Raw genomic sequence first — 13,764 nt, 5'->3', positions numbered from 1 at the left:
CGCGATGGGCTTTTCTTGCGATTGGCGCGCCCTGCTGGCGCGCCCTTGGGCAGTATCGGGAGAGAGGCATAGCATGGCGACGTTGAAACTGGGCAACCTGAAGGGAGCGTTTGCCCGGAAGGACAAGGCTACGGACGGGGCTCGTAAATTCGAGCCGATGAAAACCACGTGGATTCTGGACAAGCTGCGGATGCCGGAAGCCGGCGAAGGCGGCGTGTTGCGTCCGGTTCCGTTCATTGGGCATCTGCCATCACGCACGCAAGTGGGTTACCTGCTGGTGACCGTGGCGGTGGCTGGCGTGGCCGCCGTGGGCGTTGCGTTCCTGTCGTTCAAGGCGTCCAGCATCAACGCCGAGCGTCGTTCGACCGCTACCGAAATGCAGATGTTGTCGCAGCGGATTGCGCGGGCATCCACGCTGGCGGTGCGCGGCGATGCCGAGGCGTTCAAGATTCTGGAAGATTCGTACAACAAGTTCGACGCCGATCTGGAAGGCCTGGGCGCGCCCACGGTATTCAGCGTGTTCGTGCGTAGCCCCGGCGCCACGCTGGACCAGATTCATCAGGTGTGGAACCAGACCTATCGCCCCAACCCGGCCCGCCCCACCGTCGATACCATTCTCAAGCAGAAAGCCCAACTGATTACCGTGGGCAAGAGCGTGGCCGGTATTAACGAAGATGATGCGCGCTTGCTGGAACTGACCCAGCAATTTGCGGCGATGCTGGCCGAAGGCGGCGGCACCGCGCGCGAACTGGATTACGCCAACCAGTTGTCGATGTTGTCGCAACGGATGGCCAAGAACGCCAACGCCCTGCTGGCGGGTGACCTGATCAACCCCGAGACCGTGTTCTTGCTGGGTAAAGATACCTCCACCTTCGGTGACATCATCCAGGGCTTTATGGATGGCAACGAAGAAATGCAGATTCGCCCGGCCAACACGTCGGCCATGGTGGACAAGCTGAAAGAAGTGCGTTCGTACTTCCACCATTTTGAAATCGTGGTGGCGTCGTTCTCGCGCAACATGCAGCCGCTGGTGAACACCCGACTGGCCAACCAGGCCATCGTGCGGGATTCCGAGCCGCTGCTGCGCGACACCATGCAACTGGCCGACGTGTACGAAAACACGCTGGGCAGCGCGCTGGTTACCATTCTTGAAATCTTGTTTATCGGCGTGGGCGTGACCGCGCTGTATTTCCTGCAACGCGTGTACAACCAGGATTCGCTGCGTCGTCGCCTGTTGTCGGAAAACGAAAACAAAAAGAACCAGGAAGCCATTTTGCGCTTGCTGAACGAAATGTCGGATCTGGCCGATGGTGACTTGACGGTACGCGCGTCGGTAACCGAAGACCTGACCGGCGCGATCGCCGACTCGATCAACTACACGATTGAAGAGTTGCGTTCGCTGATTACCGGTATTAACCGCGCCACCGACCAGGTGAGTTCGGCTACCGGCGAGGCGCAGGGCGTTTCGACGGAGCTGATTGCCGCTGCCGACCGCCAGTCGCGCGAAATTACCAGTACCAACAACACGGTTGAACAGATGGTGCGCTCGATTCAGGGCGTATCGGCCACCGCAGCCCAGTCGTCCGAGGTGGCGCAGGCGTCGCTGGCGGCCGCCGAGCAAGGCGCGGCGGCGGTAAACAACCAGATCAAGGGTATGAATGAAATCCGCGAGCAGATTCAGGAAACTGCAAAACGGATTAAACGTCTGGGCGAATCGTCACAGGAAATTGGCGAAATCGTGGAACTGATTTCCGACATTACTGAACAGACCAACGTACTGGCGCTGAACGCAGCCATCCAGGCCGCGGCAGCCGGCGAAGCCGGTCGCGGCTTCTCGGTGGTGGCGGAAGAAGTGCAGCGTCTGGCTGAACGCTCCGGCGAAGCCACCAAGCAGATCGGCGCGATTGTGAAGACCATTCAGACCGATACGCACGACGCCGTGGCCGCTATGGAAGTGTCCACCCAGGGTGTGGTGGAAGGGGCCAAGTTGTCCGATGCCGCTGGCCGCGCACTGACGCAGATCGAGTCGGTAACGCGTGATCTGTCGGCGCTGATTCAGTCGATTGCCCACGAAACCGAAGACCAGACCGCGCTGGCAGCCCGCGTGAACGCCTCGATGCGCGACATTCTGGCGGTCACCGAGCAGACCTCCGCCGGTGTGAAACAGTCCGCTAACGTGGTCGGCCAGCTGAACGGTCTGGCCGTGGGCCTGAAGAGCTCGGTCGCGGGCTTCAAACTAAGCTGATGAAAAGGCGCGGCCCAAACCGCGCCTTGCACATTGATCTTGCCCGCACCGGCCAAGGCCGGTGCACGGCGGCGCGCGCCCCTGCCCTTAGTCGCGCGCGGCGCCTTATTGCTTACCGAACTGAGTACTCCACATGAGCGTGCATACCGAATTCGACCACGGCTCTTTAGTCTGGGTGAAGGGTGAGCTGGAACAAACCCTCGATCGCGCAGCCACCGCGCTGACGCAATACCAGACGGCGCCCGATGCCGCGCTGCTCAAGCACGCGCAAACGCATCTGCACCAGGCCGTAGGCGCATTGCAAATGGTGGAGCTGGCTGGTCTGGCTCGCTATTGCGAAGAAATCGAACAACTGGTGGCCAGCGTGGCGCGCGAGCAAACGCCGCCGCAAGCGCTGAGCACCGCCATCGGCGCGATTGGCGACACCACGCGTTATCTCGAACGCATTTCCGCAGGCGCACCCAACGTGCCGCTGGCGCTGCGCGAGCCGTTTGCCAAACTGGCGCAACTGCATGGCGCGCAAGGTTCGGGCGCGGAGCTGTTCTTTCCGCAACTGGGCGAACTGGACGTGCCGGCCAATCTGCCGACCTCGCAAGTCGACCCGGCCGCCTGGTCGACCTGGGTACGCCAACAACGCACGCGCTTTGAATCGGGCCTGCTGCGCTATCTGCGTAACAAGGACGCCGGTGGCGCCACCGCAATGGCGCGCAGCTTGTCCGAACTGGCCGCGGCACAGCATACCGGCATTACCCGCGCGTTCTGGTGGAGCGCTGCGGCAGTGGTCGACGCGCTGCCCACCAACCGCGCCGAGCTGGATCTGGATGCGCGCGCATTGCTGATGCGCATGAACCTGCAATTGCGTCGCCTTTCCGATGGCTCGGGCAAGGTGGCCGAGCGTCTGTTCCGCGATCTGCTGTACATCCTGGCGCACCAGGACAGCCAGAGCACGCTGGCGCAACATCTGCGCACCTCATTCCAGTTGCCCGGCATGCTGGCCGACGCCGCCGCCGATACGCTGTCGCCCGAAGCGCAAGCGCGCCTGCAAGCCGCGCGTACGCTGCGCGATGATCTGGCCACCACCAAAGAATTGTGGAGCCGCGTGGCGGCGGGCCAGGCCGAACGTTTGCCCGCGCTAAGCAGCGATGTGGAACAACTGGAGCAACGCTCCGCCGAACTCGAAATCCCGGGCCTTGCCGGCTTGTGGAAAGGCGTACGCCTGGCGCTCGACCGGTATCGCCAGGGCGGCATCGGCGAAAGCGAAGCGCTGGAACTGGCCACCGCCCTGCTGCTGGCCGACAACGCACTGGCCATCTACCCGCAAACCTCGCCCGAATTTGACGAGCAAGCGCAGGCGATGGTGCGCCGGCTGGAAGACCCGAACGCCGACGTCGAACTGCCGCAGCTGGATGCTGTCAGCCGCGAGGCGCAAGAAAAACTGCTGGTTGCTCAGCTGGCGCAAGAAATGCGCAGCAACCTGCAAGTGATTGAAGAATCGCTCGACACCTTCTTCCGCGATGCCACGCAACGCGACGTGCTGCAATCGATCGACCCAAGCGTGCGCCAGGTACAAGGCGCGCTGATGATGCTGGGTTGCGACGACGCCGTGCTGTTGCTGCAAGCTTGCCAGGAACGCGTGCAGATGTTTGCCGGCCGCGAAGAAGCGCCCACGCACGCCGAGCTGGAAGAACTGGCCGAAGGCTTCTCCGTCATCGGCTTCTATATCGATGCGATGGAACAAGGCCGCGACGAGAACGCCACGCTGGTGCAGCCGATGCTGACCCGCATGACCGGTTTTGTGCCGCCGCAGCCCGAAGTCACCGACGTGGCCGCGGCGCTGGAAGCCGAGCCGCCGATGATCGCCCCGGCCGCCGCCGCGGTGGTGGAAGAAACCGCCGCACCCGAAGTGATCGAAGCCGCCGCCGCACCGCGCGCCTTGCCGCAGTCCGACGAAGCGGTGGACGCCGAGTTGCTGGAGGTTTACCTCGAAGAAGCGGTGGAAGTGCTGGCCACCATCGCCAGCCAGGTCGCCATCTGCAAGACCGCCCCGCACGACCGCGAAGCGCTGACCGTACTGCGCCGCGCCTTCCATACGCTGAAGGGCAGCGGTCGCATGGTGGGCCTGAATCATCTGGGCGAAGCCGCCTGGGCGATTGAGCAAGTAATGAACAAATGGCTGCAGGCCGAACAACCTGCCACGCAGGATTTGCTGGCGTTGATCGAAGACAGCCACGACGCCTTCCAGCGTTGGGTGGAACAACTGTCCAATACGGGCACGGCTTCGGTGGATTCGGACGAGCTGATCCAGCGCGCCGATGCGCTGAAGACCGCGCTGGATAACGCTCCGGCCGGTGGATTGCCGACCGTATCGGTGGCTTCGGTAACGCCCGAAGCCACACCGCACGCCGAGCAAGAAGACAGCCCGGCCGATGTGCAAGTGGGCGACGTGACCGTGTCGGCCACGCTGTTCAGCATTTTCCGCGACGAAGCCGAACGCCATCTGCACGCGCTGGTGACGGGTCGCAACGCGCTGGCGCAAGGCAACCGCCTGCCGCCGGACTTTTTGCTGGCCGCGCATACGCTGGGCGGCATCGCCTCCACGGCCGGTTTCCGCGGTCTGGGCGAGTTGTCCTATGCCATCGAACACGCCGTGCAGGAACTGGGCGAGCGCGTGTACGAACAAGGGCCGCTGCTGGGTGGCGCGGTAACGCGCGTCGAAGAACAACTGCATCAGATTTTCAACCGCGAAGCGCCGACCTACGCCACCTTCGAGATCGGCCAGCTGGCCGCGCTGCACGAAGAAGCGCTGGAATTGTCGCTGGAAGACAGCCCGGCTGCCGCACCGATCGAACTCGATGCCGTGTCGCCGGCTGACTTTGCCAGCGTGGAAAGCGCCGAAGCATTCGCCGCGCATGCCGCGCCGGAAGCGGGCTTCGAGCTGGCTGATGACGCCAGCGCCGACCTGGTCGCTGACGATGAATTCACCTTTGATCTGCCGTCGGACGAGCAAGACCCGTCCGCGCACAGCGCCGATCTGGAATTGCTGGAAGCCAGCAGCCCCACGCTAAGCCGCGAAGAAACCACCGCCGCGATGACGGCTGAGCCGATCGAGTTTTCGACGGCGCTGGACGCGGATGAAGCGGCCAACTTCAGCTTTGAATCGGCGCCGGATGCCGGCCTCGCCGCAGACGCGGGCGTGGTCGAAACCGACTTGGCCGCTGAAGCCGAACCGGCTGACCCCGCTGATAGCCTGGTGTTGAACCTGGAAGCACCGGGCATCGAAGACGTGTTGAGCCTGGATCTGAATCTGGATACGCCGCAGCTGGCGCACGACGACGAGATCTCGCTGGCCGATACCGCGCTGGACCTGGCGCTGGAAGACAGCGCAGCGCTGGAACTGAGCCTGCCCGCCGCGCCCGAAGCGGTGTCGGTGGCTGATGAGGACGAGGATATTTCCTTGTCGCTGGACGAGCTGGACGAACTGGTGCCGGTGGAACACACGGTCGATATGGCCGCGCCCGAATTCGAAATCGCGCTCGACGAAGCCGATCTGAATCTGGATCTGGAAGTACCGGCCGATATCGCCGCCAGCGTGCTGGATACGACACCGGCGGCCGCGCCGTTGGTGGAGGACGTACCCGCCCACGAAGCCGAACTGGAAGCGCTGAGCGACGACGATACGCTGACGCTGGACGAAGCCCCGGCTGACCTCAGCGAGATCAGCGAAATCAGCGGCGCTGAAGCCATGGCGGCCGAAGCCGAAATGGAAGACCCGCCGACCAGCAAGCTGGAACCGCTGGATGACGTGGCCGAGATTGATCTGGGCGTGGCCGAAGATGTGCTGCCCGAAGACAACCTCGACACCGTCGACGCGGATACGCATCTTGAGCACACCGTGCTGGATCTGCCGCAAGACAGCTGGAATACCGAAGTGGCGCCGTTTGAGCCGCATGATGCCGACGCCGCGCATCACAACGCCCATCACGACGTACCGGTTGAAGCCGACCTGGGCGAGATCGAAGCCGAAGAAGCCGCTTATGCGCCCGCCGCCGCGCTGGGTCTGGCCGACCCGGTATTTGCGCCGGAGCAACAACTGGCGTTTGTGCCGCCAGCCACCGATGCGCCGGATTCGCCGCTCGATAACCTGTTGACGCAAGGCAGCGGCACGCTGACCGAGCGCAAGGCCGAGCTGGACGAAGCGCTGACCGATGAAATCGACGAGCAATTGCTGCCGGTCTTTATCGAAGAAGGCGACGAGCTGCTGCCGCAAATCGGCGCCGTACTGCGCGCACTGCATGAAGGCGACGATAGCGATGCCGACAAGCTCAAGCGCGTGTTGCACACGCTGAAAGGCAGCGCGCGGATGTCTGGCGCGATGCGCATGGGCGAAGCGGTGCACCGCATGGAATCGCGCTTGCTGGCCGCCGGCGCGCATTTCTCCGGCCCGCTGCTGGAAGAACTGGAAAACGATTACGACCTGACCAGCTTGCTGTTCGACGAACTGTCGGGCCGCAAAGCCAAGCCCGCCGACGTGGTGAGCGGCATCGCCGTGCAACAGGCCGCACCGCGCGCCCAGGCGCTGGTGGCCGCACCCGATGCCGAAGGCAAAACCACCATCCGCGTTAAATCGGAACTGGTGGATGAGCTGGTTAACCAGGCCGGTGAAGTGTCGATTTCGCGTGCGCGGATCGAATCGGAAATGCTGGCGCTGAAGAGCTCGCTGCTGGATCTGACCGAAAACGTGACGCGTTTGCGCGGCCAGATGCGTGAGCTGGAAATCCAGGCCGAATCGCAAATGCAGGCGCGCGAGAAGGACATTGGCAACTCGCTGGAAGCCTCGTTTGATCCGCTGGAATTTGACCGCTTTACCCGTCTGCAAGAGATCACCCGCTTTATCGCGGAAAGCGTGAACGACGTTTCGACCATTCAGCACAACTTGCTGAAAAACCTGGACGAATCGAGCGCGGCGCTGAACTCGCAAGCGCGCATGACCAAAGAACTGCAACAGAGCCTGATGCGCGTGCGCATGGTGCCGTTCTCAAGCATTTCGGATCGTCTGTACCGCCTGACCCGCACCACGGGTAAAGAGACCGGCAAGAAGGTCAACCTGGAATTGCGCGGCGCGCGCGTCGAAATTGACCGCGGCGTGCTGGAAAAAATGATTTCGCCGTTCGAGCATATGCTGCGTAACGCCATCGACCATGGCCTGGAAAGCCCGGAAGAGCGCGCCGCCGCTGGCAAGAGCGAGTTTGGTGAAGTGTTGGTGGAAGTGCGCCAGGAAGGCAACGAACTGGTGCTGCTGCTGAAGGATGACGGCAAGGGCCTGAACCTGCCGCGCATCCGCGCCAAGGCGCTGGAGAAAGGCCTGATCACCGACGGCCAGGACGTGGCCGACCGCGATCTGATGCAGATGATTTTTGAGCCGGGCTTCTCCACCGCCTCGGCCGTCACGCAACTGTCTGGCCGTGGTATTGGCATGGACGTGGTGAAGAACGAAATCGGTAACCTGGGCGGCCGCGTCGACGTCAGCAGCGAAGTGGGTGTGGGCACGACGTTTACCATCAACCTGCCGCTGACCCTGGCGGTGACGCAAGTGTTGCTGGTTAAAGCTGCGGGCCGCCTGTACGCGATTCCGTCGGTGATGATCGAACAGGTGCAGGAACTGAAACAGGAAGCGCTGGCGCGTTTGTATGACCAACGCGCGCAGGAATGGCTGGGCAGCCGCTATCCGTTCTCGTATTTCCCGCGCTTGTTGGGTGACGCGAGCAGCATGCCGGAAACCAAGCGCTTCTCCACCGTGCTGTTGCTGCGTTCGGGCGCCAACCGCATGGCCTTGCACGTGGACGAACTGGTTAAAAACCAGGAAGTGGTCGTCAAGGCGATCGGGCCGCAGCTGGCGCGCATTCCGGGCGTGGCGGGCTCCACCGTGCTGGGTAACGGCGACATCGTGCTGATCATGAACCCGCTGGCGCTGCTGGCCCGCGGTGAAGTAGCAACGCAAACTGGCCAGGCCGCACCGACGCGCGCAGAGCAACTGCAAACCGTACCGGTGATCATGGTGGTGGATGACTCGCTGACCGTGCGCAAGATTACCGGCCGTTTGCTGGCACGCGAAGGCTTCCAGGTGCAGACCGCCAAGGACGGCGTGGATGCGCTGCAGCAGTTGCAGGATCTGAAGCCGGCGGTGATGCTGGTCGATATCGAAATGCCGCGTATGGATGGCTTTGAGCTGACGCGTAACATCCGCGCCAACGACGATACGCGCCATATTCCGATCATCATGATCACGTCGCGCACCGCCGATAAGCACCGCAATTACGCCAACGAACTGGGCGTGAATGTGTTCCTGGGCAAGCCGTATCAGGAAGATGAACTGCTGGCGCATATTCGCCAGTACGTGCATAGCTAAGCGCGCTGGCACGGTTTGATGCATTACGCAAAAAGGCTGCTTCGGCAGCCTTTTTCTATGGGCGCGACCCGCCCGCCCAATCCGCCGCCCACCGCGCCGCCGAGCCCGCCCATTTGTATCTGCCTTGTATCAAGGCAACCCCTTTCCTACTGTTAGCCGTGACCTGGCTGGCTTGTATACATGGCCTTGATCGCTAAAACAGAGGCCTGTTGCCAGGTCCGACCAAAACCAGAGGAAAGAGGAGTTTTAAATGAAACCGGTAACACACAAGTCCGTAGCACGTTGCATCATGACCCCGCTATGCCTGGCCCTGCTGGCCGGACTGGCGCAACCGGCGCTGGCGCACGGCTCGATGGAATCGCCCATCAGCCGCGTCTACAAGTGCTTTAAAGAAGGCCCCGAAGCGCCCACTTCGGCGGCGTGCCAGGCGGCGGTGGCGCTGTCCGGGCCGCAGATGTTGTATGACTGGGCGGGCGTGAACCAGGCCAACGCCAACAGCAATCATCAAGCGGTCGTGCCCGATGGCCAGTTGTGCGCGGGCGGCAAGGCCAACTATGCCGGGCTGGATTTGCCGCGTCAGGACTGGGCCACCACGGTGATCGCGCCCGACGCCAACGGCAAGTTCGACTTTGTCTGGAACGCCACCGCCAAGCACGCCACCAAGGCGTGGACGCTGTATGTGACGCGCGATGGCTGGAGTGAGACCGCGCCGCTGAAATGGTCCGATCTGCAACAGTTCTGCACGCTGGGCAACCTGACCGCCGACGCTAACAATCGCTATCACCTGAGCTGCACCTTGCCCACCGGCAAAAGCGGCCACCATGTGATTTATGCGACGTGGCAGCGCTCGGACAGCACCGAGGCATTTTATTCGTGCTCGGATGTGAGCTTTACCCCGGTGGTATCCAGCTTTAAAGACCTGGGCACGGTGACCGCCGCGCAGAACCTGGCCGATGGCACCAAGGTGGTGTTCCGGCTGTTCGACAAGAACGGCGCCGATCTGGAAACGTGGTCGACCACCATGAGCACCTATAGCGCCAATGGTGATGCCATGTATCTGGCGGCCAACTGGCCGTTTTATATGGCGCAGACGGTGAATACCTCGTCCCGCTATGTGAGCATCGGCACGCTGGGCACCGACGGCACGGTTTCGCCGCAAAAGAATGCAACGGGCAACCATGTGTATTCGCGCGATGGCAATACGTATACGTGGCAGGTGGATGTGAATGGGGTGACGCCGACGCCGACGCCGACACCTGCGCCAACGCCAACACCAACGCCAACACCAACGCCGAACCCGACGCCTGCGCCAACGCCGGCACCGACGCCGGTTCCGACGCCCGTGCCCGTGCCCACGCCGACGCCAACGCCCGCGCCCACCCCCGCGCCAACCCCAACGCCATCAACCAGTTGCGCACCGGCATGGGTGGCCACGCAGGCATACGCCACCGCAGGCACCAAGGTCAGCTACAGCGCGCACAACTACCAGAACAAATGGTGGACGCAAAACGACAACCCCTCGGCCAGCGGCCAATGGGGCGTCTGGCAAGACCTCGGTAGCTGCAAGTAAGCCATCGGGTGGGCCTAGACCCACCCGATGTGATCGCGCGACAGAAATAGGGTGGGTCGTGACCCACCGCTCAAAGCCGCGAAGAAGAACTTTGAAACCGCGTTGTTCTTCTCGTTGGCTTTACTTGGTGGGTCCAGACCCACCCTATGTGATCGCGCTACAGAAATAGGGTGGGTCATGACCCACCACTCAAAGCCGCGAAGAAGTACCTCGCAACCCGTTATTTTCTTCTCGTTGGCTTTGGCTGGTGGGTCATGACCCACCCTATGCGACGGCGTCGGTTTACGCGGGTTGGTCCGGGTAGCGGTGGGCGGTGAGAATGTAATCGAATTGCGCGGCGTCCATTTGCTGCGCCACCCACGGTTGCAGCGCCTCAATGCGGCGGGCATCGAGCATATAAGACAACTTCATCTCGGGGTCGGGCCGGTCTTGCTCGTGCGCGAACAAGCCAAACAGAAACGGCAGCGAGAGCGTATCAGCCACTGGCAGATAGCCCACAAACGCGCCGTCGAGGTCTTTTTCCCACACTTCAATCACACGCACGATCTTCATGCTGCGGCCCTCACGCCAATGCGGCCGGAGCAGGCGGCGTGCCGTTGATCACCCGTGCCGAGCCCGGTTTGCGCGCCGCACGGCGCAAGGCCAGATCGGCATCCGCGCCCAGCAACAGGTCTTCGGCGGTTTCGCGTTCGTCATGCAGCTGGCTGATCCCGACACCCACGCCAAATTCAAACTGCTGCCCATCGGGCAGGGCCACTGTATGGGCGCTACTGCGCGTTAACAGCCGGTTGGCGACAATCTGCGCGCCGCTTTCGGCGGTATCCACCAACACCAACGCCACCTCTTCGCTGGAAAAGCGCCCGACGATATCAAAGTCGCGCAGGTTTTCGCGGCACATCTCGGCCAGTTGTTTCAGCACCAGATCGCCGCCCAGATGGCCGTGGCGCTGATTGATGCCGTGCATGTCTTCAATGCCCACCAGAATCACACTCAGCGGCTGGCCATTCCGTTGCGCGCGGTTAACCGCCACGGCCGCGTCTTCCAGAAAGCGGTCGCGCAGCGATAAACCCGTGAGCGGATCGATACCGTTCTTTTGCGTATGCCGTTGCGCCAGGCGCAAAAAGTCTTCGCGTAAGCGCCACCAGGCTGCCAACCCGCATGCAGCAAACAACCAGCCCAACAGGGCGATAATCCAGACAACACGCACAGAAATATTCATGCAAGGTTCGCAAACGTTATCGATTAACCGCCAGTGTAGCCAGAACGGGCCGCCTGTGCCAAAGCGCGCGGCCTGCTAGAATGCCGCCCATGCCGAAAATACTGTTGGTCAAACTCTCTTCGATGGGTGACATCATCCACGCCATGCCTGCGGTGACGGACATGGCGCGCGCCCTGCCTGGCCTGCGTCTGGACTGGGTTTGCGAAGAAAGCTTTGCGGCCCTGCCCCGGCTGCATCCGGCCGTGCGCGATGTGGTACCCATCGCCATGCGACGCTGGCGCAAGTCATTCTGGCGCGCCGATACGCGTGCCGATATCGGTGCCGCACTGACAGGCTTACGCAAACAACGCTATGACATGGTGCTGGATGTCCAAGGCCTGATTAAAAGCGCCCTGGTGGCGCAGATTGCCCACGGCCCGGTGGCGGGGCCCGATCGCAGCTGGGCGCGCGAACCGCTGGCCGCGCTGATGTATCGCAACAAGATACCCGGGGTGTGGGACCAACCGGCGATTGAACGCGTGCGCCAGATTGCCTCAGGCGCGCTCAATTACATCTCACCCAGCGCCATCGACTACGGTTTGCCGCGGCCCGACGTGCATTTGTCGTGGCTGCCCACCACGCCGTACGCCGTCTTGCTGTCGGCCACCAGCCGCGAAGACAAGGAATGGCCCGAAGCGCATTGGGTGGCTTTGGGCGCGCGGCTGGCGCAACGCGGGCTGGCCTGCATCCTGCCGTGGGGCAGTGCGCGCGAACAAGCGCGGGCCGAGCGCCTGGCCGCCGCCATCCCCAACGCCGTGGCCGCGCCCCGCATCAGCCTGACCGAAGCCGCCACCTTGCTGGCCGATGCGCGCGTAGTGGTCGGCGTCGATACGGGGCTGGCGCATCTGGCCGCGGCCATGGCCACGCCCGTGGTGGCGATTTATTGCGCATCCGACCCCACGCAAACCGGCGTGCTGGCCACCACCTATGCCGTCAACCTGGGCGCAATGGGCGTCGTGCCCAGCGTGGACGAAGTCTGGCAAGCCACCCAAACCGGGATGCGCGCATGATCGTGCGCTGGTTGTACAACCTGCTGCTGTGGGCCATGACGCCGGGGGTGGCACTGTATTTACTGCGCCGCGCGCGCAAACAGCCCGCCTACAAGCTTAATTGGGACGAACGCTGGGCGCGTTACCAACAGCCCACGCGCGTCAGCGGCGTGATCTGGCTGCATGCGGTGTCGGTGGGCGAAGTGCGCGCCGCGGTGCCGTTGATCAACGCGCTGGAACGCGCCTGGCCGGGCCGCCCCCTGCTGCTGACCTGCATGACACCGACGGGCCGCGAGACCGCGCAATCGCTGCTCGGTGATCGCGTCGAAATTGCCTATCTGCCTTACGATTATCCCGGCGCCACGCAACGGTTTTTAAAGCGCTATCAACCGCTGTTCGGCCTGCTGATGGAAACCGAACTGTGGCCCAATCTGGTCCACGCCTGCCAACGCCGCAAAGTACCGCTGTTTTTAGTCAACGCGCGGCTCAGCGCCAAATCGGCCGAGGGCTATCGCCGCGTGCGCTGGTTGCTCAGCCCCGCCATTACCGGTCTGACCGGCACCTTTGCGCAAAGCAAAGCCGACGCCGAGCGCCTGATCGCCCTGGGCGCACAAAATGTCAGCGTGGTGGGCAACGTTAAATTTGATTTCGAGCCCGCTACTGAGCTGGTGGCGCGCGGCGCGCACTGGCGCACGCTGGTGGGCGACCGCCCGGTATTGCTGATCGCCTCCAGCCGCGAAGGCGAAGAGCCATTGCTGCTGGACGCGCTGGAAGCGGTGACGCTGCCGCCGCACACCTTGCTGGTGCTGGTGCCACGCCATCCGCAACGCTTTAACGAAGTGGCGGAATTGCTGAGCCAACGCGGCGTGCGTTCACTACGCCGCAGCGCGTGGGATGAGACGCCCATCCCGCTGGAAACCACGGTATTGCTGGGCGATAGCATGGGCGAACTGAATGCCTGGTATGCGCTGGCTGACTTGGCCATTATCGGCGGCTCCATCCTGCCGTTTGGGAGCCAGAATCTGATTGAATCGTGCGCGGCCGGCACGCCGGTGGTATTGGGGCCATCGACCTTCAACTTTGCCCAGGCGGCGCAACTGGCCCTGGAAGTGGGCGCGGCGCGCCAAGGCCAGGATGCCACCGAAGTGGCGCGGCTGGCGGCGCAATGGCTGAATAACCGCTCTGCCCGCGCCGAGGCCAGCAAGATCGCCACGCGCTTTGCCAGCGCCCATCGCGGCGCAACGCAACGGGTGCTGGATTTGCTCAAACGCCGCGTGCCGCGTGATTGATGGCGGC

7 protein-coding genes are annotated in these 13,764 nt (G+C 62.9%); 5 read left to right on the top strand and 2 right to left on the bottom strand.

The window, feature by feature from the left end; all coding sequences use genetic code 11:
• Positions 1 to 73 precede the first annotated feature (73 nt).
• From WG78_RS20620 to WG78_RS20610, 3 genes are all read left to right on the top strand, one after another.
• Positions 74 to 2,245, top strand: a complete 2,172-nt coding sequence (locus WG78_RS20620) for a methyl-accepting chemotaxis protein (protein ID WP_083459483.1) — start codon at positions 74 to 76, stop codon at positions 2,243 to 2,245.
• Between the two features lie 133 nt (positions 2,246 to 2,378).
• Positions 2,379 to 8,651, top strand: a complete 6,273-nt coding sequence (locus tag WG78_RS20615; protein WP_053939727.1) for a hybrid sensor histidine kinase/response regulator — start codon at positions 2,379 to 2,381, stop codon at positions 8,649 to 8,651.
• A gap of 250 nt (positions 8,652 to 8,901) precedes the next feature.
• Positions 8,902 to 10,221, top strand: coding sequence for a lytic polysaccharide monooxygenase (locus WG78_RS20610; RefSeq protein ID WP_083459481.1), 1,320 nt, complete (start codon positions 8,902 to 8,904; stop codon positions 10,219 to 10,221).
• A gap of 282 nt (positions 10,222 to 10,503) precedes the next feature.
• On the opposite strand, the gene WG78_RS20605 is transcribed toward WG78_RS20610, so the two are convergent.
• Together WG78_RS20605 and WG78_RS20600 are read right to left on the bottom strand one after the other, a co-directional pair.
• On the bottom strand, positions 10,504 to 10,773 hold the full coding sequence (locus tag WG78_RS20605; protein WP_053939725.1) for a hypothetical protein: 270 nt from the start codon (positions 10,771 to 10,773) through the stop codon (positions 10,504 to 10,506).
• 10 nt (positions 10,774 to 10,783) lie between these two features.
• Positions 10,784 to 11,440 carry a GGDEF domain-containing protein gene (locus WG78_RS20600; protein WP_053939724.1) on the bottom strand — a complete coding sequence of 219 codons (657 nt, stop codon included), beginning with the start codon at positions 11,438 to 11,440 and terminating at the stop codon, positions 10,784 to 10,786.
• 89 nt (positions 11,441 to 11,529) lie between these two features.
• Between WG78_RS20600 and waaC the strand changes: the two genes are divergently transcribed.
• Together waaC and waaA are read left to right on the top strand one after the other, a co-directional pair.
• Positions 11,530 to 12,489 carry a lipopolysaccharide heptosyltransferase I gene (waaC, locus tag WG78_RS20595; RefSeq protein WP_083459499.1) on the top strand — a complete coding sequence of 320 codons (960 nt, stop codon included), beginning with the start codon at positions 11,530 to 11,532 and terminating at the stop codon, positions 12,487 to 12,489.
• Entirely contained in the window at positions 12,486 to 13,757 is a 1,272-nt protein-coding gene (gene waaA / locus WG78_RS20590; protein WP_053939722.1) for a lipid IV(A) 3-deoxy-D-manno-octulosonic acid transferase, read from the top strand. Before waaC ends, waaA begins: the two co-directional genes overlap by 4 nt.
• Positions 13,758 to 13,764: the final 7 nt, after the last annotated feature.

It is taken from the genome of Amantichitinum ursilacus (assembly GCF_001294205.1).
Taxonomy (GTDB): domain Bacteria; phylum Pseudomonadota; class Gammaproteobacteria; order Burkholderiales; family Chitinibacteraceae; genus Amantichitinum; species Amantichitinum ursilacus.
This window is presented reverse-complemented; position numbering and strand designations above follow the sequence as displayed.

What these genes read in the sequence shown, in the direction of transcription:
- WG78_RS20620 (WP_083459483.1), top strand. Translation starts at nt 74, where the DNA reads ATGGCGACGTTGAAACTGGGCAACCTGAAGGGAGCGTTTGCCCGGAAG.
- WG78_RS20615 (WP_053939727.1), top strand. Translation starts at nt 2,379, where the DNA reads ATGAGCGTGCATACCGAATTCGACCACGGCTCTTTAGTCTGGGTGAAG.
- WG78_RS20610 (WP_083459481.1), top strand. Translation starts at nt 8,902, where the DNA reads ATGAAACCGGTAACACACAAGTCCGTAGCACGTTGCATCATGACCCCG.
- WG78_RS20605 (WP_053939725.1), bottom strand. Translation starts at nt 10,773, where the DNA reads ATGAAGATCGTGCGTGTGATTGAAGTGTGGGAAAAAGACCTCGACGGC.
- WG78_RS20600 (WP_053939724.1), bottom strand. Translation starts at nt 11,440, where the DNA reads ATGAATATTTCTGTGCGTGTTGTCTGGATTATCGCCCTGTTGGGCTGG.
- waaC (WP_083459499.1), top strand. Translation starts at nt 11,530, where the DNA reads ATGCCGAAAATACTGTTGGTCAAACTCTCTTCGATGGGTGACATCATC.
- waaA (WP_053939722.1), top strand. Translation starts at nt 12,486, where the DNA reads ATGATCGTGCGCTGGTTGTACAACCTGCTGCTGTGGGCCATGACGCCG.